This is a genomic window from Paenibacillus thalictri, assembly GCF_004307995.1.
GTDB lineage: Bacteria > Bacillota > Bacilli > Paenibacillales > NBRC-103111 > Paenibacillus_AF > Paenibacillus_AF thalictri.
The window spans coordinates 1-24,251 of sequence record NZ_SIRE01000013.1; the positions used below are offsets into that span (position 1 = coordinate 1).

The window sequence follows — 24,251 nt, forward strand, 5'->3', positions numbered from 1 at the left end:
GTCTCGTTGATCTTTCGTCAGACGCGAGGAGCGTCCTGGCGAGAACCGCATGATGAGACCGGAGATGCCTTCCTTTTCGTAGGCATGAATGTAGCTGCGAATTGTTTTTTCAGAACGACACATGATCGTAGCGATTTCACTTACAGGCATGTTCATTAATCGTAGACGAATCGTCTGAAGTCGCTCGTACATTCGACGGTCTTTCGTTGACTTCATTCGTTCTTCAATAGCCGTCAGGGCTTCATTGGCTTCCATCCCGTTCACCACCCTCTTCAAGGTCTTTCTGAATTCGACAGTGAGGGAGTAAAATCCTTCCTAATACTGGAAGATCACTAATTCAATCTATATAGATGTGGTGTAATTAATATTCCTTTGAGACCAAGCTGCTCCAGCAGACGTTTCCCCCGTTCCAAACCAAGCAGGAAAACAGCTGTTGCGAAAGCGTCGGCCATCATGGCGTACGGGGCGATCACACTGCAACTGATCCATTCGTTGGGCGATTGTTTTGTTATGGGGGCGATCATATGATGCATGCCGGCTTTCGCGGCGTTCCTGCGTTCGTAGCTGCCTGAGGTGCAGACCGCTTCGTTGGACAGGCCGACCGTTTGAATAAGCCCGTCTTCATAGATGGGATGCTGAATCCCGATTTTCCAGCTGTCTCCGTTTTCATCGGCTCCACCGGCATATAGGTCACCGCCTGCGTTGACGACAAATCCTTCATAGCGTTTTAACTCATGTGAGGCCAGATCAACGGCAAATCCTTTAGCTACGGCTCCCAGATCAATGGTCAGCGGTTTTCGCAAATACAACGTGCGGTTCCGGTCGTTTAACATAATATCCCGGTAAGTCGCCGAATCGGAGGGAGGGCCATGCATGATGTCACCGGTTAAATAATGCCGGTCAAATCCATGAGCTGTCATCGTTGCCCCAATGGCCGGGTCAAATTTTCCGTTTGTCCTTTTGGCGACCTCCAGAGCGAAGCGGAGGGGTTCGAACAAAAAAGGGCTAATCGGGACCGGGGCTTCATACTGTTGACAAGCCATCATCAATTCACTGTCCGGACTGAACCGGCTGCAGGCTTGCTCCACTTTGCGAAATGCAGCAAAGGCGCGATCGATTGCCGCTTCCGCCTCATCCGTTGATTTTCGAGTGACGACTTCAATGTCAATGACGGTATCCATGAATATTTTTGACTTCTTCATATTTTTACCCCTAAGAAGTTAGCGCTTGCTCCAGCGCATTCTGCACCGCATCTTTGAAAGCCTGGGTACTATATGTCGCTCCCGATACATTGCGAACTTGCGCACTTTGATTTTGTATTACTTCCTCCGGTAGTCCCTCGACATCTTTCTTAGAATAATGCATGGCAAATCGGCTGATTTCCACGTCAGAAATTTTGTTGTTCTTAACGGTGACAGCCACTTGGATGGACCCGCGGCGATTCGAACCCGACCCTTGGTAAGTGCCGTCCTTATACGTGTTTTTTGATTGCGGGCTGTTCTGAACTCGCGATTGTTGCTGCCGTGACTGCTCCTGCTGCCGATCCTGATTAAGTCCGTTTTGTCCTCGCCGATGATCTTTATCGTGACGGAGGTGTTGTAATTCGCCATTGGATTGAGCGCTGGCTTGGATTTGTTGCGGCGGAGGTTGCGGAATCGATGCTTCTGTCTCCGTTACGAAGTATCCGGCGGCGTATATCGCACCGATAGCCGATGAACAAAGGGCCACCCACTTTTTATTCATTTTTGCCATTAGAATCCCCCGATCTCTTCATAAAATAAGGCACTTTGCTCCTTAAGGTTATCTTTTTATTTCTAATCATAAATGGGGGATATGAAAAAGTACTGAAATTTATGCTGCTTAAATAGGGAACGGAAACCTATAGGTTTTCATTATTTTTTCATGGTTATTGTCTATACTTTGTAGAAGGAGCTTTTTGGAAGATGGGTGAAGGCGATGCGTATTTTGCTTGTTGAAGACGATGCTAGACTCGGTTTTATGATCCAGTATAAGCTTGCCGCCGGCGGTTATCAGGTGGATTGGGCTCAGAATTCGGAGGAAGCGGAAGATTTCCTGGCCGCGGGAACATTCGACTTATATATTTTGGATTGGATGCTGCCCGGGAAAACCGGTCTTGAATTGTGCAAACAGCGGAGAGAGCGGCAGGATAAGACGGCAATTTTAATGCTGACCGCTCGGGACGCCGTGGAAGACCGGGTGAACGGTCTCATGCAGGGAGCGGACGATTATTTGGTTAAGCCTTTCGCTTTTGAAGAATTGTTCGCCAGAATCATTGCGTTGGATCGAAGAAAGCAAAGCGCGGGTTACGAACCAATTTATACGCTTGGCGATTTGAGCTTGAACCCGTTAACCCAGGAAGTGATCCGTGGAGGGGCGCCAATTCAATTGACTAAACGGGAGCTGCAGCTTTTGACTTATTTGATGAGGCATCCGGGTGAAATATTGTCCAGGGAACGCATTTTAAATTATGTGTGGGGCAGCTCGGCCGACGTAACCTCTAACGCCGTCGATGCCATCGTGAAGCTCCTCCGCAAAAAACTGGACGATCCGTTTGATGTAAAAATGCTTCATAATGTTCATGGACAAGGCTACCGCTTGACCGACAGTCAGGATGAACCTCATGATTAAAGAAACGCGGAGAAAGCTGGTATTTATCTACAGTGGGATTATCGGTTTAATTCTTGTTATTATGGCCATTTCCTTTTATTTGATTTTGTCCGGCATCATCCATCGGGATGAACATTACCGTATCGATATTGCAGGGAAGAGAGCGGCGGAGGAATGGCAGCGCCGCAATTCCCGTATGGACGGGGAAAATAAGCATCCGCTTCAGAAAGTCAAGATGGAGTGGGAGTATTTGCAAGGCGATCAATTTGCCCTGATTGAAGACCCGCAGGAGAATGTGGGTGTCCTTTCTCCCGGCACTAGAAACCCATTCAAAGACGAGACGATTCGGAAGCAGCTCAGAGGGGAGAATAAGGGGCGTGATTATTTTTACTTGGATAAAACGGATGGAGAAGCGAATCAAACTTATGTGGTTTCCCATATTGCCGATGTCAACAATTCGGGCAACGCCCTATACATCGCTGAAGAAGTGAGCTCCCAAGTGAGGTTGCTCAGCGAGATGAGATGGCTGCTTGCAGGATTTACGCTTGTGCTGCTTGCGGTAGCTTCGGCGACCGGGTACGTCCTTGCCGGCAGAGCGATGGTTCCCATTACCCGTTATTTTAAAAGACAACAGGAATTTACAGCCGACGCTTCTCACGAACTGCGGACTCCATTAAGCATTTTACAGGCTTCCGCCGAAATTTTGGAAGAACAAAAGCAACAGCTGCCCCCCCTTCATCAGAAGGTGTTACAGCATATGAAAGAAGAAATTGTCAGAATGATTCGATTGACGGAACAATTGCTTGCGCTTGCGCGAAGCGACTCGCATCCGCCGCATAGCGGATATGCCGTATCGAGCTTGCGGCAAATTATCCGAACCATTGTGGAGAGAATGAAGATTCCTGCCTCTAAAAAAAATATAACCATCGCTATGATCGGACCTGCAGCCGACTCACTCAAATTTTTCGGAGACGCCGATCAAATGAATCAGCTTCTTTATATCCTTCTGGATAATGCGATTAAATACTCCTCTGCTGGAGAGAAGATAATGGTTCAGACTTTTCGGAGCGAAGCCGGCGATATGGTTATTAAAGTAACGGACCATGGGATTGGAATCCCGGCTGAGGATATTCCTAATTTGTTCGAAAGGTTTTACCGGGTGGACAAAGCACGTTCTCGGGAGTTGGGCGGGACGGGATTAGGCTTGTCCATTGCTTACCGGATTGTTGAAATGCATGGCGGGAAAATCTCAGTTACAAGCGAACCGGGCAAGGGAAGCACTTTCGAGATCGTGCTGCCTGAATCCTCGATAAAAAAGGAGAATAACCATGATCAATGAAATAGTCACTCATATCCATTCGATCCTCGTACATTTTCCGATCGCCATGATTGTGATCGGATTATGTTACGACCTGTTTGCCGCTTGGAAAAATCGTTCTTTAACGCCTAGTAAAGGTTTATGGATTTGGTTCGTGTCGGCGCTGACCGCCTGGCTGTCGGTAGCCACCGGACCCGAGCATGATGCCAGGGGAAACACGTCCTTTCTGGATCTTCATTCAACCCTTGCCGATATTACAGCCTGGGCAGTGACTTTATTGTTGGCATGGCGCTTATGGATGGTATGGAAAGGAAACCGTTCTTTCGTCAAAGTGACTCTGGCCGGCTATCTGATTTTATCCTTGCTTTCTTGTGTGCTGGTTCTGGGGACCGGGTATTACGGAGGAAAGATGGTTTATAGCGACGGAGTGGGAGTTAAAGTGAACGGCAACGACGTTAATCCTCCCAAAGCCCGCCATATTAAGCAGGCCGAAAAAGCTCAGTAGGAACCACTAAAACCGTTGGTTGCCAAGCAAAATCCAAACCCGTGTAAATTGCGGGTTTTTCTTTTTTTTCTCGGACGGAAATAGTGAAGACAACGCTTTGAAATGAAATTCAAGAAAATTTTTACGAAATTTCTGTTGAATAATAGAGAGGACTGTCATATAATTAGCTCATAAGCAACCTGTATACAAGTTGGTATTCAAGTAGTGAAACGATTTTCAAGATTTATAGAACTGTTTTTGATTATATGAAGTCTTTTGATGATTGGGGTTGCAAGAGGGGAGGGCAGCGATATGAGTATAAAAGAATTCGCCGTAAGAAATGAGATACAGACGGATCCATTGCTTATCGATATTGCGGATTATGCATTGGATTATGTCATTAAAAGTGATGAAGCCTATCGCATCGCCCAACATGTATTGTTGGACTCGATCGGGAGCGGGATATTGGCGCTTCGTTTTCCGGAATGCACGAAGTTATTGGGGCCGATTGTTCCAGGCGCATTCCTGCAGGGAGGGGCCCGGGTGCCGGGAACAAGATTCGAACTTGACCCCGTTCATGCTGCGTTTAATATCGGCTGCATGATTCGCTGGCTGGATTATAATGACACGTGGCTTGCCGCCGAATGGGGGCACCCGTCGGACAATCTGGGAAGTATTCTTGCCACGGCGGACTACATAAGCCGCAGCCGGATACAGGAAGGCAAATCGCCGTTAACGATTAAGGATGTGCTGACCGCTGCGATTAAAGCACATGAAATTCAAGGGGTGCTGGCACTTGAGAACAGCTTGAATCGTGTAGGTCTGGATCATGTGTTGTTTGTAAAAATTGCTTCTACAGCCGTCATTACCGTGATGTTAGGCGGGAGCCGAGAGCAGGTTTTGAATGCGCTTTCCAATGCCTGGCTAGACGGGGGAAGCTTAAGGACGTACCGCCATGCCCCGAATACGGGATCGCGCAAATCATGGGCCGCCGGTGATGCGACCAGCCGGGCTGTACGATTAGCTTTGATGGCGTTAAACGGAGAAATGGGGTACGCAACTGCGCTTTCCGCCGACAACTGGGGGTTCCAGGATGTATTGTTCAAAGGGAACAACCTGGTGCTGGGACGTTCGCTGGGCTCTTACGTGATGGAAAACGTGCTGTTTAAAGTCAGTTTCCCTGCCGAATTTCATGCACAGACAGCGGTGGAATGCGCTTTTGCACTTCACGAATCGGTGAAGCGCCGATTGGCTGAAATTGATCGAATTACATTGACAACCCATCAATCCGCCATCCGGATCATTGATAAAACAGGCCCTCTGCATAATCCGGCAGACCGGGATCATTGTTTGCAATATATGGTTGCCATCGGCTTGTTGTTTGGCACTTTAACCGCTGAGCACTACGAAGATGAAACGGCGGCCGACCCGAGAATCGATGAGTTAAGGAGCAAAATGGCCGTCATCGAAGATGAGCGGTACAGCGAAGATTACCTCGATTCGGAAAAACGTTCCATCGCCAATGCGGTTCAGATCCATTTCAAGGATGGGACGCACACGGAAAAGATTGTATGCGAATATCCGATTGGCCATCGCAGACGGCGGGCGGAAGGTTTGCCGAAAGTTTTGGAAAAGTACGAATCCCATTTGTTGACCCGGTTCCCACGGAAAAAGACGTCCGAAATTTTGCAATTATGCACGGATTTTGATCGTTTAAGCGAAACGCCGGTTCACCAATTGATGAATATGCTGGTAATTTGATTGTCGGAATACGCTTGCGTAGGAGGTCATTATGGCGTGGCTTATTGAAGAAGAACCCGATCAAAAAAAATTAGCCGGCGAATTCCGTAAGCTTGTCAGTACGGGATCGATTGTAAAAATGCCCGGCACCCATGACGGAATGGCCGCGAGAGTGGCCAAGCAATTTGATTTTAAAGCGATCTACCTTTCGGGCGCCGCTTATACGGCCAGCCGGGGGCTGCCCGATCTAGGCATCATCTACTCCAACGAAGTTGCGGATCGCGCCCGGGAAATTGTTCGCGCATCGGGACTGCCGCTGCTGGTGGACATCGATACCGGCTTCGGCGGGGTATTAAACGCAGCCCGTACGGCCAAAGAGATGGTAGAAGCGAAAGCGGCCGCCGTTCAACTTGAGGATCAGGAAATGCCGAAAAAATGCGGCCATTTAAACGGCAAAAAACTTGTACCGATTGAAGAGATGGTGCAAAAAATTCGCGCGATCAAAGAAATATGCCCTACGCTTTTTGTGCTTGCGCGTACGGATGCCAAAAGCGTGGAAGGAATGGATGCGGCTATTGACCGGGCCAAGCAATATGTTGCCGCCGGGGCGGACGGCATTTTCCCCGAGGCACTGGAAAGCGAAGAGGAATTCAAGCGATTCCGTGCATCTGTAACCGGTCCTTTGCTGGCCAATATGACCGAATTTGGAAAGACGCCGTTTTATACAGCCCAGCAGTTTGAACAATGGGGATTTAACATGGTTATTTATCCTGTGACTTCGCTGCGTGTAGCCGCCAAAGCGTATGAGCGGGTTTTTGCGGAGATCAGCGAAAACGGAACGCAAGTCGGGTCGCTGCAAGAGATGCAAACCCGCAAACAATTGTACGAAACGATCCGGTATTACGATTACGAAGCGTTGGACGGGAAAATAGCAAGGACCATTTTGCCTTAATCAGGGCATTGGATTGGAGGATGGTTGCTGATGCATGTGATTGAACGCGATCAATTCATATTCAGTTTCTCCGGCGAACACGCGCCGGTTTTGACCGTCACGAGCGGGGAACATGTGGTATTGCGTACGAATGACTGCTTTTCCGGACAAATCAAGGGGGATCAGGATCTTGTTACTTCCATCGATTACGGGAAAATTAATCCGGCGACCGGTCCGGTTTTTGTCGAGGGCGCGCTGCCGGGAGATGTATTAAAGGCGGAAATCGTCCGGATTTCGCTGGACAGTCATGGGGTCATCACGACACTTCCGGGAATCGGAACGCTGATCCATCAATCGGAGATTCAGACAAAAATAATCCCCGTCAAGGAAGGAAGGCGCCTTCAGTTTTCCGACAAAATTCAGTTCGACTGCGCCCCCATGATTGGGGTCATCGGCGTAGCGCCGTCAGAGGGCGAAACGGCCTGCGGGCATCCCGGACTGCACGGCGGAAATTTGGATACGAACTGCATCGCGGAAGGATCAACGGTTTATTTGCCAGTGTTTGTGCCCGGCGCCTTGTTTGCGCTTGGAGATCTCCACGCTTCGATGGGGGACGGAGAAATGTGCGGAACCGGTGTGGAAATAGCCGGTGAAGTCGAGGTGCGTCTGACCGTACTGAAAGGTATGCGACTTCCTGCACCTGTAGTCGAAACCAACCACGCTTGGTATACCGTCTCCAGCGATCACGATGTTCTTGCCGCAATCCGGATGGCGAGTGAACGTATGCAGGAAATGATCGTCCGTAGCTGGGAGCTGTCGCCGACAGATGCGTATTTGCTGATGGGAGCGGCAGGTGACGTGCAAATGAGCCAAGTCTGCAAACCTTGCCCGGTAGAGACGGTCGTTCGTATACGAATGCCCAAACTGAAAGGAATGCCGGTACTGATCGGGTAACATTTATGTTATAATCAACTTGTATACAGGTTTACATGTAAGTTAAAATCCACGTTTGCAAAAAACGGACAAAAGGTGTGATTTGGTTTTGATAGAACCTAGTGAAAAGCTGCTTTTGAAAGACATTGCGTATGAAAAAATAAAAGAAAAAATGATCAAAGGCGATGAAGGCTATACCTCGGAAAATACGCTGGTTCAAGAATTAAACATGAGCCGGACTCCGATCCGCGAAGCTCTAAACCGCTTGCAGCACGAAGGGTTCCTGAAAATCATGCCGAATCGGGGCATCCTCTTTACTGAACTGTCAGTCGAAGCGCGCAACGAGCTGATCGACATGAGAATTGCGATTGAGACGTATTCGCTGGAGCTTGCCGCCACCCGAATCACCGCCGACCATATCAAGGAGCTTTCCGGCATCATCAATATGCAAGAAAGTGCTTATGTGGCGGATGATTTTGCCGATCTGATTGAGAAAGACGCGTTGTTTCATCATTACTTGCTGGAAATCGTCGGTAACTCCCAGTTCATCAAAATGTATCGTCAGGCAAGGGAACGCCAGTTCACTGTGCGGGCCGGGAAATGGCTCAAGCATAAACCGGATGTGCTCCAGACGTTTATTGAAGACCACAAGGTTATTTTAAACGCGATCATTCAAAAGGATATACCGGCTGCGACCCGATATTTGAAGGAGCATCTAGAAAAGGGGAAGTTGTAGTGGAGACTAAATTTCGTGTCGTTATGGCGCAAGTGGAATCGACGCCCGATAAAGAAGTGAATGTTGAAAAAGCGGTTTCCGCCGTTCGGGATGCGGTAAGCCGCCACAGGGCGCAGCTGGTTGTCTTTCCGGAAATTTTTATGAGTTTTTTCCCTGCGCATACCGCAAAGCAGGTGATCGTGGATGACGCGGAATCTTTGGAAGGACCGTTTGTCACCAGGATGAGAGAGCTGGCGGTCCGGAACGGAGTATGGTTGATATTCGGAATGAAGGAGTTGGGAGAAGAACCGAATGCAGGCCGTGTGTTTAACACGGTCGTCATCGTGACAAGCGACGGTTCGATTGCCGGGACGTATCGAAAGACACATCTGTACGATGCTTTCGGATTTAAGGAATCCGACACGATTGCACCCGGCGATAACCTTTTCGAACCGATTCAGACTCCTTTCGGAAAAATCGGATTGTTCGTCTGTTATGAGCTGCGTTTTCCCGAGATCGCCCGCTATCAAGCGTCCAGAGGCGCCGAAGTGATTATTGTCCCTTCCGGCTGGGTTCGCGGGCCGATGAAGGAACATCATTGGAGCCATCTGGTAACGGTTCGGGCATTGGAAAATACGGTTTTCGTGGTTGCGTGCAATCAAGTAAGCGATTTTTATAGCGGACAAAGTCTTGTCGTAGACCCGATGGGGGTACCGATGGTTACCGGTCCGGAAACGGAAGCGCTGCTCGCTTGTGAAATTGATCTGTCCAGAATTGAAAGTGTGCGCACCAAGCTGCCGTCTTATGAGCATCGAAGATCCGAGCTGTACACCAAAACGAATTGAATTCAGAAGGAGCATCACTATGAATAAATTAAGCCAATTAATACATGATCAGCAATCCGCTTATGGAATCATTGTCACTTTGAAGGATCCGGCCGTTGTCGAGATGCTGGGATTCGCCGGATATGACTTTGCCGTCATCGATATGGAACATACAACAATGGATTACGGCTTGGTTGAACATATGATTCGGGCGGCACAATGCGTTCAGGTAACATCTATAGTTAGAACCGCACCAAACGATTATGCCGCTATGCTGCGTGTTCTGGATGCAGGCGCCGATGGCATCATGGTTCCCCACCTCACAACACGGGAACAAGCGGAACGGATCGTCGGCACAGCCAAATACCGTCCGATCGGCTATCGTGGATTGGATGGCTCTTCAAGAGCCGCGCATTACGGTACGATCCCTTTTTCGCAGCATATTAGAAGGCAAAACGAAACCGTCACCGTAATAGGAATGATTGAGGATGCGCTCGCTGTAACGAATATTAATGAAATTGTAAGCGTTCCCGGGCTGGATTTGCTTTTCCTCGGTCCTGCAGATTTGGCCTCTTCGCTTGGGTATCAAGACCAATTCGATCATCCGGCCGTCATGGAGGCAATAGAAGAAGTGATTGCGGCTGCACGAAAAGCCAATCTCGGGATCGGCATTCCGGTTTTTACACCTGAAGAGGTGGACCGGTATTCCAGGATGGGGGTGAATTATTTTACAGTACCGCCGATTGATGCACTTCTTCTTAGCCGGGCATTGTCATCCCATTTGCATGATGTAAAGCAGAAAGCAGGCATAACGGTATGACGGGAACGTTTATGGGAGAGTTAAAGTTGTCTGAAGATGGGCTGGTAGGCAAGGGATTATTACCATATACAAGGGGGAAATGAATATGCGATGGAATTCGTCTATGAAAGTAATGGGTCTCATGTTGATTGTTTTGTCTATGTTGGTATCTGCGTGCAGCTCCAAACCGGAACCCAAACCGGAAGCCAAAAAAGGGACGGCCGCGGCGGTTGAAGCCAAAGATTTTACCGTACTGGTATCCGGCGACCCGGTAGGTCTCGACCCGCAAAATACGACAGATACGATATCCAGCCTGATCAATTATCAAATCTATGACAGACTTGTCACGTTTAATGAGAAAATGGAGATTGTGCCTCAATTGGCCAAAAGCTGGACCGTCTCGGAGGACGGAAAGACCTGGACCTTCGAGCTTAACTCGGGAATCAGTTTTACCGACGGAACGCCGTTTAATGCGGAAGCGGTAAAGACCAGCTTTGAACGGGTGGCTAACAAGGACAAAAACTTAAGTCAATATACGCTGGTAGGTTCTTTTATTAACAATATTACAACCGATGGCGAGACAAAAGTGGTTTTCCATTTGAAAGCGCCCCAAGGAGCCTTTTTGGGCAATCTGGCTGCTTCCAGCAGTGGTATCATTAGCCCCAAATCGATTAAAGAAAACGAGCAAAAAATCGGTAAAGAACCGGTTGGAACCGGTCCGTTTAAATTAAAACAATGGACGACCGGCAACTCCGTGGTGCTTGAAGCCAATCCGCAATATTGGGCTGGAAAACCGAAAGTAAAAAGCGTTATTTTCAGAAATGTTCCGGAAAGCGCAGCCCAAGTGATTATGCTTGAAACCGGAGAAGCCGATCTGATTGGCAGTCTTCCGCTCCCGGAATTAAAACGCCTGAAAAGCGAAGGTAAAATCGTCGTTAATTCCTTCAAAGCCAATCGCATTGCATATGTCGGATTTAATACAACCAAAGAGCCGTTTAATCAGATCAAGGTGCGCCAAGCGTTAAACTATGCGATTGACAAGGATACCATGGTCAACAAATTGTATGACGGTTTGGTCAATACCGCAACCTCGGCCATCTCGGAGACCACGATCGGTTACAGCAATGTAGGCTCCTATCCTTTCGATATGGCCAAAGCGAAGCAAATGCTTCAAGAAGCGGGAATCGTGCCGGGCAATGTATCGCCGCTCCGATTGATTTTTGCCGCAAACGTAACGCAGGATTTACCTGCCGCCGAGTTTGTTCAGAACAGCTTGCAGCAATTAGGGTTCAAGGTCGTATTGCAAAAGCTGGAATTGGGAACTTATTTGCAAACATTAAAAGATCCAAGCAAATACGATTTGTTCATGAGAGGCGCGTTAGCGACGACAGGCGATGCCGATCCGTTGTTCCGCGACGCCCTTCTGTCGACCAGCGCTACGAATTACGCCCGTTATAACAATCCGAAGGTCGATAAGCTGATCTTGGCAGGGCAAGAGCAGGTCAAACCGGCTGATCGTATAAAAACATATGCGGATGTGTTAAAGCGGGTCAAAGATGATGCGCCATGGATTTTCCTCCATAACGACATGGCACATGCAGGATATACGAAAAATGTGGAGGGCATCACCTTCCTTCCGACTTATATTTATGACTTGCGCAATGTGGTCAAGAAATAATCGGAATTATGTAGCTGCAATCCAGTGGAGGAGGAATCCTATTGTTTAACTATGTCATCAAACGGGTGCTGCAAATGATTCCGACCTTGATCGGCGTATCGATCCTCAGTTTTATTATCATCCATTCGGTTCCGGGGGATCCGGCGCAATTAATTGCGGGGGCCGATGCAACTGCGGAACAGGTGCAGAGCGTCAGTGAACGGTTAGGTTTGGACCGCCCCTTATATGAACAATACGTCAATTACGTCACAGGTTTGCTGAGAGGCGATTTGGGCATATCGCTGCATTCGGAGAGGCCGGTCCTCGAAGAAATCATCATGCGGTTTCCTAACACGATCCAGCTGACGTTGTATTCAGTCATTATCATGGTGATCGTCGGTCTTTTGGCCGGTATCATGTCCGCTACGAAACCAAACAGCATCCGGGATAATGCTGCGATGATGTTCTCGTTGTTTGGTATATCCATGCCGGTGTTTTGGTTTGGGATTATGCTTATTCTGGTGTTTTCTTATTATTTGCAGCTGCTTCCTTCGGGGGGCAGCGGCGGCTTTAAATATTTCATTCTTCCTTCTATCGTTTTAGGTCTTTCCTCTTCCGGCGTGTTAGCCAGGCTAACACGCTCCAGTATTCTTGAAGTGATTCACCAAGATTTTATTCGTACGGCACGCGCCAAAGGGGTTAAGGAAAGGCTGGTCGTTTTTAAGCACACTTTGAAAAATGCGTTAGTTCCGATTATTACAATCATTGGACTGGAGTTCGGCACTTTATTGGGAGGCGCGGTGCTAACGGAAACCGTGTTCTCAATGAACGGACTGGGCCGGTTCATTATCCAAGCGATTCAGTTTCGGGATTATCCGGCTGTTCAGGGCAGCATCCTGTTTGTCGCTACGATTTTTGTCGTAGTTAATCTCATCGTTGACTTGTGTTATAGTGCTGTGGATCCCAGAATCAGATATGAGTAGAAAGGAGATCAGGCAATGAGTGAGTCCTCGATCCTTGTGGCAGATAAGCAAACTGCGGATCCGGTTCAATGGCGTTCGCCACTTGCGCTAATGATTCGCAGGTTCAAAAAAAACAAACGCGCCATAGCGGGGGGATGGATGGTTGCGATCTTTGTCATTGTTGCGGTATTCGCCAGATGGTTAGCGCCGTACGATCCGTTCGAGCAAAATATGGAAGTCATTCTGAATCTTCCGTCTTTCAGCCATCCGTTCGGGACGGATGAATATGGCCGGGACATATTATCGCGAGTGATGTACGGAGCGCAAATTTCTTTAATGGTCGGTATTTTCGGGGTGATCATTTCCGCTCTGTTTGGAGTAGCGCTGGGCACGATTTCCGGCTACTTCGGCGGGAAGACGGATATGCTGATTATGAGGCTGATTGACATCTTTATGGCATTTCCAAGTTTTCTTCTTGCGCTGGCCATCGTCAGTGTGTTAGGGCCGGGTATGGTGAACGTCATGCTTGCGATCGGCATTTTCTCGGTTCCGACTTTTGCGAGAATTTCCCGCAGCTCCGTCTTGGCGGTAAATAATAAGGAATATATCGAAGCGGCAAGATCGATGGGTTCGGGTCATATACGCATCATCTTCAAGCATATCATTCCGAACAGCATCGCGCCGATTATCGTATTGTCTACCATGCGTATAGCGACGGCCATTCTCACAGCTTCCGGACTGAGCTTCTTGGGGATGGGAGCGCAGCCGCCTACACCGGAACTTGGAGCCATGCTAAGCACGGGAAGGGAGTTTCTGCGATCGGCCCCTCATGTGAGTACGATACCGGGACTTGCCATTATGTTTATCGTGCTTGCCTTTAACATGTTGGGGGACGGCATCAGGGACGCGCTTGATCCGAAAATGAAGCTGTAGTCACGCGGTGCTGAGAATCAAGCGTTCGGAACAAAAGTCGTACACAAGGGGGAATAACATTGGAGCGTGTATTGCTTGAAATTAAAGGACTCAAGACGCATTTTTTTACAGATGAAGGTGTGATTCCGGCAGTTGACGGCGTGGATATCACGATCCGAGAAGGGGAAACCGTAGGTGTTGTCGGAGAGTCAGGTTCCGGAAAAAGCGTAACATCGTTGACGGTCATGAGATTAACCCCCGGGAAAGTAGTGGAAGGCTCCATCATGCTTGGCGGGAAAGACCTTCTGGCTTTAACCGAGCAGGAAATGCAAGGTGTTCGAGGCAACGAAATCGCCATGATCTTTCAAGAGCCGATGACTTCGCTGAATCCTGTATTTACGATCGGGGATCAGATTGGGGAAGCGGTTCGGATCCACCTGAATTACGGCAAAGCGCAGGCTAGAGCCAAGTCTATCGAAATGCTGAAGCTGGTCGGTATCCCGAGACCGGAACAAATTGTGGATGAGTATCCCCATCGTTTATCCGGCGGGATGAGGCAGAGGGTGATGATCGCGATGGCAATGGCCTGCAATCCCAAACTGCTTATTGCCGACGAACCGACGACCGCTCTGGATGTGACGATTCAAGCGCAAATATTGGATTTAATGAAGGAATTGAAATCGACGCAGGGCACGGCGATCCTGTTGATTACACATGATCTGGGTGTCGTGGCGGAAATGTGCGACCGTGTGGTGGTGATGTACGGCGGGAAAGTCGTTGAAGAAAGCGATGTCGTTACACTGTTTACCGAGCCGAAGCATCCGTATACGCAAGGGCTGATGAAGTCGATGCCAACGCTCGTAACGGAAGAGAGACGTTTGTATTCCATCAAGGGCAGCGTACCGGCTCCCGGCAGCTTGCGGGAAGGGTGCCATTTCGCTCCGCGTTGCGAATTTGCGTCGGATGTGTGCAGAAGATGGTCACCGCAATTGGTGGAAGTCGAGCGGGGGCACTTCACCAGATGCTGGCTCCATGCACCTGAAGGGGAGAGTAATCACTATGAAGCAGCCTTTAGTTGAGGTCCGCAACTTAAAAAAGTATTTTCCCATTAAAAAAGGGATCTTCAGCCGGACGGTAGGACATGTAAAAGCAGTGGACGGTTTGGACTTTACGATTTATAAAGGGGAAACGCTTGGCTTGGTGGGAGAAAGCGGATGCGGCAAATCAACAACGGGAAGAACACTTCTGCAGCTGCTTCGTCCGACGGAAGGTGAGGTTGTTTACGAAGGGAAAAACCTTGTCGGCATGCCTGCACACGATCTTAGAAAGGTTCGTAAGGACATGCAGATGGTATTTCAAGATCCTTATGCTTCCCTTGACCCGCGACTTACGGTTTTCGATATTATCGCCGAGCCGCTGGACATTCACCATATCGCCCAAGGAAAAGATAAAATGCGTCGCGTGGAAGAACTGCTGAATGTCGTTGGCTTAAGCGGCTATCATGCCAAACGGTATGTACACGAATTCAGCGGCGGACAACGGCAGCGGATTGGGATTGCCAGAGCGCTTGCGTTAAACCCCAAGCTGATTGTCGCCGACGAACCGGTATCGGCGCTGGACGTGTCGATCCAATCCCAGGTTATTAACCTGATGCAAGATTTGCAGGAGCAATTTAGTCTGACGTATTTATTTATTGCTCATGATTTAAGTGTAGTGAAGCATATCAGCAACCGGATTGGCGTTATGTATTTGGGACGAATGGTGGAACTGGCGGATAAACGGGATCTTTTTGATTCCCCTAAGCATCCGTATACACAAGCGTTATTATCAGCCGTGCCAACTCCGAATCCGTTAATCAAGAAAGAGCGGATTATGCTTCAAGGGGATGTGCCAAGTCCGGCCAATCCGCCTGCAGGTTGTACGTTTCACCCAAGATGCAGCGAATGCATGGCCGTATGTAAGACGGAAAAGCCGGAATTAAAGCTGGTGGAAGGCCGTTACGTCGCCTGTCATTTATACAATTGAAAGTGGAGGGAAATAAAATATGAGCTCGCTTCGAAATCCATCCAGAAGGTTGGAAAGAGGTGCAACATCATTATATGCCTGTCAATTCGATCAACGGTTTTCATATTGTGCCTATATTCCCAGTCATTTTGACGAAACAGACCCTTTAAAACATCCGCTGCTTGTCGTTATCCATGGGACGGAACGTGCTGTACAGTTTTACAGGGATGAGTTTAAGTCATTTTCCGAGGAAACCGGTGCCGTTATTCTGGCTCCGCTATTTCCGGGAGGAATTGGTGAACCGGGCGAATTAAATTCGTACAAAATGATTAAGTATCGGGATATTCGTTTTGACCACGTTTTGCTGGCCATGATCCACGAGTTTACAGAACAATATGGGATTTCGGGAGAGAAATCTTATCTGTTCGGTTTTTCCGGCGGCGCTCAATTTGTTCATCGTTTCTATTACCTTCATCCCGAGCGACTCTTGGGTGTTTCGGTCGCTTCTCCGGGCAATGTGACTTTGCTGGATCCGGCGATGGACTGGTTTACGGGCATCCGCGACTTTAAGGAGCAATTCGGCAACGATCTAAACTGGGACGAGATGCGCCGTGTACCAGCGCAATTGGTCATTGGCAGCGAAGACAACAAGCTCCTGGAAAGCGGAAAAGATAATCCGTTCTGGCTTCCTGGCGTCGACATTGCCGGAAATACGCGCCTCGAACGAGTGAGATCGTTATGGAAAAATTGGACATCTCAAGGGATTCAGGTTCAGTATCATGAAGTTCCGGGAGCGGCTCATGAAGGAGTAAAGCTGCTTCCTGCGGTTAAAGCTTTTTTTGCAGACATATTAAATACGAATTAGAAGGGGCTGAATTTATGTTTCGCTTACATCCGAGAGTTCAAGGCGTCACTCCGGAATTGTCATCCATTTATAATAAGGTGATGCCTTCAACGATCGGCCATATGACTGATTTCGGTTTTATGAAAGGCCTTCAACCGTTATTCCGGCCCATTCATTTTGCGGGTAATGCGGTAACCGTACGAATTCCCCATATGGATTCTTCCGCTGTTCATAAAGCGCTGGATATCGTCGAACCGGGCGACGTGCTTGTGATCGACATGTCGGGCGACACGGACCGGTCCTGCTGGGGAGGGATTTGCTCTTATATCGCCAAGACGAAAAAAGTAGCCGGGGTGATCGTTGCCGGCTGCGTGAACGACGTTCAGGAAATACTCGATTTGCAGCTTCCTGTTTTTTCGTTAGGCGTCAGCCCGCTGACGACCAGAATTTTGGGGCTTGAGGGAGAAATCAACACAACGATCAGTATTTGCGGAGTCGCCGTGCGGCCGGGGGATTTGATTGCAGCCGATGGCGACGGGGTGTTTGCGGCCGATCCTAGAGACGCCATGAAATACGGGCTGGAAGCCATTCAAATACAAGATAGCGAGGCAGAGCTAAAGCGCAAATTGGATAAAGGCATTTCGCTGGCATCGATAAGCGGAGCCGACAAATGGTTTGAGTGACAATTTTAATTTCATTACAGTTAGGGGTTAATTAGAAATGATGATCGGGGTTCCAAAAGAGGTCAAAAATAACGAAAACAGAGTAGGCATGACTCCTGCGGGCGTAACCGCATTTCTGAATCATGGCCATGAAGTATGGATCGAGACCGGTGCCGGTTCAGGCAGCGGTTTTACCGATCAAGATTATACGGAAGCCGGCGCAAAGATCGTATCTTCCGCGAAGATGGCTTGGTCTGCCGATATGGTAATTAAAGTAAAAGAGCCGCTGCCCGAAGAATATGGTTATTTCCGCGAAGGCCTCATTCTGTATACCTATCTCCATCTTGCGCCGGAACCGGAATTAACAAAAGCTCTTGTGGACAATAAGGTCGTTGCCATCGCTTATGAAACCATTCAACTGGATAATGGCACACTTCCTTTGTTGATGCCTATGAGCGAAGTCGCGGGGAGAATGTCCATTCAAATCGGCGCTCAATTTTTGGAAAAATCCAGAGGCGGAAAAGGTGTTCTCCTTGGCGGAGTACCGGGAGTTGCACCGGCTGAAGTTGTCGTTGTCGGCGGCGGCATCGTAGGGGCCAACGCGGCCAAAATGGCGCTTGGTCTGGGTGCCAGCGTGACCTTGCTTGACATTAACGCAGACCGGCTTCGCCAGCTTGACGATCAGTTCCAAGGCCGTCTAAAAACATTGATGTCCAACAGTTATAACATTGCCGTCACCGTGAAAAAAGCGGACTTGCTTGTGGGAGCGGTTCTGATTCCCGGTGCGCGCGCTCCCCGTCTGGTTACGGAAGAGATGGTAAAATCGATGCAGCCTGGTTCCGTCATCGTGGATGTAGCGATCGATCAAGGCGGCTCAATCGAAACCATCGACCGCATCACAACACATAGTGAACCTACGTATGTAAAACACGGGGTTGTCCATTATGCCGTAGCAAACATGCCTGGGGCTGTGGCAAGAACATCGGCTATCGCCTTAACGAATGTGACGATTCCTTATGGCATTCAAATTGCCAACAAAGGATATAAACAGGCGGCATTAGAAAATAAAGCGCTGGCCAAGGGAATGAACGTAATGGACGGCAAAGTGGTGTACAAAGCGGTTGCCGAAGCACATGGCTATGCTTATGTGCCTATGGATTCCTTTTTAACCAATCAAGACGTTCACGTTTAACGTTGGGGGCTTCTTTTTTTCTTGAAAGGGGATGAACTGCGGTGCAAGAAGAGAAAAAGAGGTTTATACAGGAATTCGTACCCGGCAAACAGGTCACCTTAAGTCATTTAATCGCCAACCCCGATGACGATTTGTTTAACAAACTGGGTATTACGCAGGCGGGTTCTATCGGCATTCTAACTTTGACACCGAGTGAAACGGTTATTATTGCCGCCGATCTGGCGACCAAAGCGGCGAACGTTTCGATTGGGTTTCTCGACCGCTTTACCGGAAGTCTTGTGTTGGTAGGCAGTGTATCCGAAGTCGAAATGGCGATGCAGCAAATCAATGTTTTTCTTTCCGCACAGCTTGGATACACATCATCACGTATCACGAAGTCGTAGAGGAAGTGCATGCCATGAACACCAATCACCGCGTTATGATCATCGGGTCGATTGGCGCCGGAAAATCAACGATGACCAATGTTTTGCTTGGCCGCAAGGCCGATGCCGTCAAAACCCAAACTTTAGTTTATACCGACTGGATTGTCGATACCCCTGGTGAATATACGGAGAATCCTTTTTTTTACAAAAGTCTGATGGCCACTATGCTTGAAGTTACCCATATCGTATTTATCCAGGATGCAACAAACCCGAAGACGATTTTCCCGCCGGGGTTCGCCACCGGTTTTACCAAACTGCCCATCGGCGTTGTAACCAAAGCCGATGCGGATCATGCGAATATAGAACGGGCATTAAACCAGTTAAGACAGGCCATTCCGAAGGGGGCGCTTGTTATTTCTTCATCGTTAACGGGGCAAGGGATCAAGGAAATTCAAGAACTGGTCCAATGCGCGACATTTGAAGCCATGAAGGCGTACTGCACGCAATCGGAAGAAAATCATGTGTCTTATCATGAAAACATGTAAGGCTCGGGATAAAGAGCGCCGGTTGATGGTGAAAAGGCAAAAACGCCTCTAATACTATCTCACTTTAGATAGTGTTAAAGGCTTTTTTTTCTTCGGGGAGGTGATGACTTGCAGCAGCGTCAAGAAGCGGAAATGATCCTAAGCGCGGGCATCGATATTGGCACCAGTACGACCAAACTCATATTAAGCCGGTTTTCGCTAATGAATACGGCTGGCGCCAGCCATGTGCCGCGGATCGAGATCATCGGCAAACAAGTTTTTTATAAAAGCCCGGTTTACCGGACGCCTTTACGTGCTCCTATGCTGATTGATATGGAAGCGGTGCAAAGTATCGTCAGGAAAGAATACGCCAAAGCCGGCATTAAGCCGCAGGATATCAGGACGGGGGCCGTCATCATTACCGGCGAAGCCGCTACCAAGCTCAATGCGGAGCAAATGATTCACATTCTTGCTGCAGAAGCGGGTGAATTTCTGGTTGCGACGGCGGGCCCGGATTTGGAAGCAATCATTGCGGCAAAAGGATCCGGAGCGTACCAATATTCCAAACAAACGGGCAAGACGGTCGCCAATATCGATATCGGGGGAGGAACGGCGAATATTGCTGTTTACCAATCCGGCTACCTCAAAGGAACGTGTACCCTGCACATAGGCGGCAAATTAATTGAGCTGGAAAAAGCGAGAATTAAAGCGATATCACCACCTATGCAGAATCTGCTTGCCCAATTAGGCCATTCTCTTTCCACCGGTGATCCTGTGCATTTGGACGATATTCATGACGTAATAAAGGAAATTATTCGTGTGATGATTCGAACGTTAGTTCGTATTCTCGGAGGAGAAGCCGGTGGACCAGACCAGGTACTCCTGCTGGGGCATCCGCCCGATTGGGGGATCCCTATCGATGAAATTATGTTTTCGGGCGGAGTTAGCGAATGTATGTACGGGTTGGAGACCCATTCGGAACAAGCGCAAAATGCCGTTTATGAGGATATCGGTTTCATGTTGGCCGAATCGTTACGGCAAAGTGCTGGTCTGAAGCGGTGGAAATGGATTACTCCGGTAGAAACGGTCAGAGCGACAGTGCTTGGAGCCGGCATGCACACGTCGGAAATTAGCGGTGCGACCATTCATGCCGAAGGCTCCCGTCTACCCGTCAAAAACCTGCCTGTATATCACCTGGAGCTGCACGATCGTCTTCCAAGCGGCAAACAAATCGTTCATCAGGCGATGGAACAGGCGTTGCGCACTTATGACCCCCAGCGGGAAGGGATTAACTTTGCGCTTTATATTACGGGATTGACGGCGCTGCGATTTCGTGAAGTACAGCAGTTGGCCGGATGGCTGCTTGAATCGTACCGGTTGCAGCCGAATCAACTTGAACCATTGGTGGTGGTGCTGGCCAATGATATGGCCAAAGTTTTAGGTCAAACTCTGCAGGCCATGAACCCGGGACGCGACATCGTATGTATCGATCAAGTTCTCGTCGAACATGGCGATTATTTGGATATTGGGAGCAAACTGCAAAGCGAAGTTGTGCCTGTCGTTGTAAAGACACTTGCCTTTCATTCATGAAATGAGAGTTTACTTTTAGAGAAAGGATGGTTGGCCGATGATTCTGAAGACCTTGCTCATGGGTCAAGTTTATCAATTTAAAAACCTGAAAGAAGTATTCGCCAAAGCAAACGAAGAAAAATCAGGCGATAGACTTGCCGGACTTGCGGCTGAAACGGTGCAAGAACGCATTGCAGCCAAGCAAGTGATTGGCGCGTTGTTGCTGAGCGATATTCGCGATCATCCGCTGCTCCCTGCAGAAGAAGATGAAGTATCCCGTATCATTGAGGAACAAGTTAATGGTCCCGTCTACAAGCAAGTGCAGGGCTGGTCCGTATCTGAATTGCGGGAATACATTCTTGATGATCGTACGACAGGAGAAGATTTAAAACGCATCAGCAGAGGGCTGACAAGTGAAATGATAGCGGCAGTGACCAAATTGATGTCCAATCTCGATCTGATTCATTGCGCCAATAAAATAGAAGTCATAACCAAATGCAATATAGCCATCGGGCACAAAGGGGTACTTGCTTCCCGGCTTCAACCCAACCACCCTACCGATCAGGTAGAAGGAATGATCGCTTCTTTAAAAGAAGGCTTGTCGTATGGCATGGGTGATGCGGTGATTGGCATCAATCCGGTCGATGATTCTGTCGAGAGTGTGAAGCGGCTGCTGCATGCCACACATGATTTTATGAACACTTGGGAAATACCGACGCAAAACTGTGTATTGGCCCATGTCATTACACAGATGAAAGCCATTGAACAAGGTGCTCCCGCGGATATGATTTTTCAAAGCATCGCAGGAACGGAAGCGGCGAACCGCTCATTTGGCATCACAGCGGCATTGCTGGATGAGGCCGATGATATGGCCAGAACGCTGGGGACGGGAACAGGCCCTGAGCGGTTATATTTTGAAACCGGGCAAGGGTCGGAGTTATCGGCAGAAGCTCATTACGGCATTGATCAGCTGACTATGGAGTCGCGTAATTACGGATTTGCTCGGCGTTATAACCCTTATATATTAAACACTGTCGTTGGATTTATCGGCCCTGAATATTTGTACGACAACAAGCAAGTGATCCGCGCCGGTCTTGAAGATCATTTTATGGGCAAGCTGCATGGGATTTCCATGGGGGTAGACATTTGTTATACCAACCATATCAAAGCGGATCAGAACGATATCGAAGACTTAGGGGTTTTGTTAACCGCGGCGGGCGTCAACTTTATTATTGCGACTCCGATGGGGGACGACTGTATGCTGAATTACCAATCGATGAGTTATCACGATGTAGCAACGCTGCGGCAAACGATGTATCGCAGACCGGCCCCTGTATTTGAAGCCTGGTTGGAGAAAATGGGGATTATGGAACAGGGCAAGTTAAGCAGAAGGGCCGGGGATCCTAGCCTCTTTACGCGATAGCCTAATCTCACGATCGGTTCGGGAGGTGAATGAACATGAACGAAGGGCTGATTGAAACAATTACAACGATTATTCTGGAGAAAATCAATTCCCGCCAAGACGTTTCTGCGGCTGCCCCCAGCAAGGAAACGCCCAAACAAGCGGATGGCATGGTAAAGGTATGGAATCACTTGCAAAGCGCCCCTGAGTCAAGAGAGTCATACCCGCTTGTTCAGACAGCATTGCCACCCATCCTTTCCCCTCAAAAGTTACAGAGAGATCAGGGGGGAAAGGTGAACATTTGGGATCACCGGACGTTTCCCGAACCTTCAGAGGAGAAGGAATCATTGGTGAATCAGCATGATGAAGTTTTGCCGGAATTACAGACACGTTTGGGCATAGACGAGCCGCATAATAAGGAAGAGCTGTTGCATCTCGTCCGTAAAACGCCTGCCAGGATCGGAATCGGCAGAGCCGGGCTGCGGCCGAAAACGGAGGTTTGGTTAAAGTTTCGGCTTGACCATGCTGCAGCGGTTGATGCCGTATATGGGGAAGTATCGCCGGAATTGCTGAAAAGCTTAGATTTATTTACGGTTGAAACTCGCGTCTCGGATAAAGAAGAGTATATTCGCCGTCCGGACCTTGGCAGGCGGCTGTCGGATGAAGCCATACAAACCATCTCCAACCGTTGCGAGATGGAACCCCAAGTACAGATTATCGTCTCCAACGGACTCAGTGCCCAAGCGATTGAAAAAAATGCGGAGGATGTGCTCTTATCCCTTCAGCAATCTTTAAAAAGTTTGGGACTGAGGTACGGTACTCCCTTTTATATTCAAAAGGGCCGGGTTGCGGTTATGGATGAAGTCGGAGAACTGCTGCGTCCGGAAGTTATCGTATTTCTTATAGGAGAACGGCCAGGCTTGTTAAGCGCCGAATCATTAAGTGCTTATATGTGCTATAAACCGAGAAAAGGAACAATTGAAGCAGAACGAATGGTTATTTCCAATATTCATTCGGGAGGTATCCCTCCTGTTGAAGCAGGAGCTTATTTAGGCAGCGTCGTTGAAAAAATGGTCAAATACAAAGCAAGTGGCATCTCACTTGTGCAGAAGGAGGCGTCGGTCAGCGATGCTGGACAGAATTAAAGCTGAAGTGCTGGCTGTCCGTATAATTCCGAACGTAGATGAGTCGTTAGCTGCGCAGTATGGATTAAAACCCGGTTTTCGAAGCATAGGAATGCTTACAACGACGATTGACGATATCGGGTATACGGCGCTTGACGAAGGGACCAAGAGAGCGGAAGTGGAAGTTGTTTATGCTCGTTCCTTCTATGCCGGCGCGAGTCATGCATCCGGTCCATTATCGGGCGAATTCATCGGCATTATCGCCGGGCCCAACCCCGACGAGGTCAGAAGCGGGATCGAAGCGATCGAACATACGATTCAATATGACGCGTTTTTCGAAGCGCTGAATGCGGACCGTACCCACGCCTTGTATGCGCATGTCGTAGCAAGAACGGGCAGTTATCTTTCCCGATTGGCCGGCATTGAGGAAGGAGAGCCGCTCGCTTATTTAATCGCTCCGCCTCTGGAGGCTATGTACGGCCTCGATGCCGCATTAAAGGCGGCGGATGTGCGGCTTGTCAAGTTGTTTTGCCCGCCTTCGGAGACGAATTTCGGCGGCGGATTACTTACAGGTACGCAATCGGCTTGCCGCGCTGCAGCGGATGCTTTTCGGGAAAGCATTATCGGAATTGCCAAACAGCCTGTCGCGTATTAGGAGTGGTACC

The 24,251-nt window shown here is 48.8% G+C and carries 26 protein-coding genes; 23 read left to right on the top strand and 3 right to left on the bottom strand.

The genetic code is table 11. The features are described 5' to 3' along the window. The 3 genes from EYB31_RS18645 to EYB31_RS18655 form a co-directional block, all read right to left on the bottom strand. A partial coding sequence (locus EYB31_RS18645) for a helix-turn-helix domain-containing protein (RefSeq protein WP_131014920.1) occupies window positions 1-255 on the bottom strand: 255 nt, incomplete at its 3' end. A gap of 77 nt (window positions 256-332) precedes the next feature. Beyond that, window positions 333-1,202 (bottom strand): FAD:protein FMN transferase, encoded by an 870-nt coding sequence (locus EYB31_RS18650; RefSeq protein WP_131014922.1) that lies wholly within the window; start codon window positions 1,200-1,202, stop codon window positions 333-335. Between the two features lie 10 nt (window positions 1,203-1,212). Then, complete coding sequence (locus tag EYB31_RS18655; protein WP_131014924.1) at window positions 1,213-1,752, bottom strand: FMN-binding protein; 540 nt, start codon at window positions 1,750-1,752, stop codon at window positions 1,213-1,215. A gap of 204 nt (window positions 1,753-1,956) precedes the next feature. On the opposite strand from EYB31_RS18655, the gene EYB31_RS18660 reads away from it, so the two are divergent. The 23 genes from EYB31_RS18660 to eutL all read left to right on the top strand — a co-directional run bounded on the left by EYB31_RS18660 (window position 1,957) and on the right by eutL (window position 24,241). Then, window positions 1,957-2,649, top strand: a complete 693-nt coding sequence (locus EYB31_RS18660) for a response regulator transcription factor (protein WP_131015122.1) — start codon at window positions 1,957-1,959, stop codon at window positions 2,647-2,649. Continuing rightward, complete coding sequence (locus tag EYB31_RS18665; RefSeq protein ID WP_165452477.1) at window positions 2,642-3,967, top strand: sensor histidine kinase; 1,326 nt, start codon at window positions 2,642-2,644, stop codon at window positions 3,965-3,967. The genes EYB31_RS18660 and EYB31_RS18665 overlap by 8 nt, the downstream gene beginning before the upstream one ends. Then, complete coding sequence (locus EYB31_RS18670) at window positions 3,957-4,451, top strand: DUF2231 domain-containing protein (RefSeq protein WP_131014928.1); 495 nt, start codon at window positions 3,957-3,959, stop codon at window positions 4,449-4,451. Before EYB31_RS18665 ends, EYB31_RS18670 begins: the two co-directional genes overlap by 11 nt. Window positions 4,452-4,742: 291 nt before the next feature. Further along, window positions 4,743-6,191, top strand: a complete 1,449-nt coding sequence (locus tag EYB31_RS18675) for a bifunctional 2-methylcitrate dehydratase/aconitate hydratase (RefSeq protein ID WP_131014930.1) — start codon at window positions 4,743-4,745, stop codon at window positions 6,189-6,191. A 31-nt stretch (window positions 6,192-6,222) separates the two neighbouring features. Continuing rightward, window positions 6,223-7,122 (top strand): methylisocitrate lyase, encoded by a 900-nt coding sequence (gene prpB, locus EYB31_RS18680; RefSeq protein ID WP_131014932.1) that lies wholly within the window; start codon window positions 6,223-6,225, stop codon window positions 7,120-7,122. A gap of 30 nt (window positions 7,123-7,152) precedes the next feature. After that, the gene (locus tag EYB31_RS18685; protein ID WP_206105470.1) at window positions 7,153-8,055 is read left to right on the top strand and encodes an acetamidase/formamidase family protein; all 903 of its coding nucleotides are present in this window, start codon (window positions 7,153-7,155) and stop codon (window positions 8,053-8,055) included. A gap of 115 nt (window positions 8,056-8,170) precedes the next feature. Further along, entirely contained in the window at window positions 8,171-8,770 is a 600-nt protein-coding gene (locus tag EYB31_RS18690) for a GntR family transcriptional regulator (RefSeq protein ID WP_165452478.1), read from the top strand. After that, a complete protein-coding gene (locus EYB31_RS18695) occupies window positions 8,770-9,594 on the top strand; it encodes a carbon-nitrogen hydrolase family protein (RefSeq protein ID WP_206105471.1) in 825 nt (274 codons plus the stop codon). The genes EYB31_RS18690 and EYB31_RS18695 overlap by 1 nt, the downstream gene beginning before the upstream one ends. A gap of 19 nt (window positions 9,595-9,613) precedes the next feature. Further along, window positions 9,614-10,393 carry an HpcH/HpaI aldolase family protein gene (locus EYB31_RS18700; protein ID WP_165452479.1) on the top strand — a complete coding sequence of 260 codons (780 nt, stop codon included), beginning with the start codon at window positions 9,614-9,616 and terminating at the stop codon, window positions 10,391-10,393. 85 nt (window positions 10,394-10,478) lie between these two features. Then, on the top strand, window positions 10,479-12,050 hold the full coding sequence (locus EYB31_RS18705) for an ABC transporter substrate-binding protein (RefSeq protein WP_165452480.1): 1,572 nt from the start codon (window positions 10,479-10,481) through the stop codon (window positions 12,048-12,050). Between the two features lie 41 nt (window positions 12,051-12,091). Further along, complete coding sequence (gene nikB, locus EYB31_RS18710) at window positions 12,092-13,012, top strand: nickel ABC transporter permease (protein WP_131014937.1); 921 nt, start codon at window positions 12,092-12,094, stop codon at window positions 13,010-13,012. 15 nt (window positions 13,013-13,027) lie between these two features. Beyond that, window positions 13,028-13,924: a nickel transporter permease gene (gene nikC, locus EYB31_RS18715; RefSeq protein WP_131014938.1), complete on the top strand. Its 897-nt coding sequence runs from the start codon at window positions 13,028-13,030 to the stop codon at window positions 13,922-13,924. Between the two features lie 59 nt (window positions 13,925-13,983). Further along, window positions 13,984-14,982: an ABC transporter ATP-binding protein gene (locus EYB31_RS18720; protein ID WP_131014939.1), complete on the top strand. Its 999-nt coding sequence runs from the start codon at window positions 13,984-13,986 to the stop codon at window positions 14,980-14,982. Next, window positions 14,963-15,928 (top strand): ABC transporter ATP-binding protein, encoded by a 966-nt coding sequence (locus EYB31_RS18725; protein ID WP_131014940.1) that lies wholly within the window; start codon window positions 14,963-14,965, stop codon window positions 15,926-15,928. Before EYB31_RS18720 ends, EYB31_RS18725 begins: the two co-directional genes overlap by 20 nt. Window positions 15,929-16,232: 304 nt before the next feature. Then, entirely contained in the window at window positions 16,233-16,772 is a 540-nt protein-coding gene (locus EYB31_RS18730; protein WP_131014941.1) for an alpha/beta hydrolase, read from the top strand. Between the two features lie 14 nt (window positions 16,773-16,786). Beyond that, on the top strand, window positions 16,787-17,434 hold the full coding sequence (locus tag EYB31_RS18735) for an RraA family protein (protein ID WP_131014942.1): 648 nt from the start codon (window positions 16,787-16,789) through the stop codon (window positions 17,432-17,434). A 37-nt stretch (window positions 17,435-17,471) separates the two neighbouring features. Continuing rightward, a complete protein-coding gene (ald, locus tag EYB31_RS18740) occupies window positions 17,472-18,605 on the top strand; it encodes an alanine dehydrogenase (RefSeq protein WP_131014943.1) in 1,134 nt (377 codons plus the stop codon). A 41-nt stretch (window positions 18,606-18,646) separates the two neighbouring features. Continuing rightward, entirely contained in the window at window positions 18,647-18,988 is a 342-nt protein-coding gene (eutS, locus tag EYB31_RS18745; RefSeq protein ID WP_131014944.1) for an ethanolamine utilization microcompartment protein EutS, read from the top strand. 14 nt (window positions 18,989-19,002) lie between these two features. After that, the gene (locus EYB31_RS18750) at window positions 19,003-19,512 is read left to right on the top strand and encodes a EutP/PduV family microcompartment system protein (RefSeq protein WP_131014945.1); all 510 of its coding nucleotides are present in this window, start codon (window positions 19,003-19,005) and stop codon (window positions 19,510-19,512) included. Between the two features lie 132 nt (window positions 19,513-19,644). After that, on the top strand, window positions 19,645-21,081 hold the full coding sequence (locus tag EYB31_RS18755) for an ethanolamine ammonia-lyase reactivating factor EutA (protein ID WP_170318253.1): 1,437 nt from the start codon (window positions 19,645-19,647) through the stop codon (window positions 21,079-21,081). 37 nt (window positions 21,082-21,118) lie between these two features. After that, window positions 21,119-22,483 carry an ethanolamine ammonia-lyase subunit EutB gene (locus EYB31_RS18760; RefSeq protein ID WP_131014947.1) on the top strand — a complete coding sequence of 455 codons (1,365 nt, stop codon included), beginning with the start codon at window positions 21,119-21,121 and terminating at the stop codon, window positions 22,481-22,483. Window positions 22,484-22,518: 35 nt separating this feature from the next. Beyond that, entirely contained in the window at window positions 22,519-23,607 is a 1,089-nt protein-coding gene (gene eutC, locus EYB31_RS18765; protein ID WP_131014948.1) for an ethanolamine ammonia-lyase subunit EutC, read from the top strand. Then, entirely contained in the window at window positions 23,591-24,241 is a 651-nt protein-coding gene (eutL, locus tag EYB31_RS18770; protein ID WP_131014949.1) for an ethanolamine utilization microcompartment protein EutL, read from the top strand. The genes eutC and eutL overlap by 17 nt, the downstream gene beginning before the upstream one ends. The last annotated feature ends 10 nt before the right edge of the window (window positions 24,242-24,251 follow it).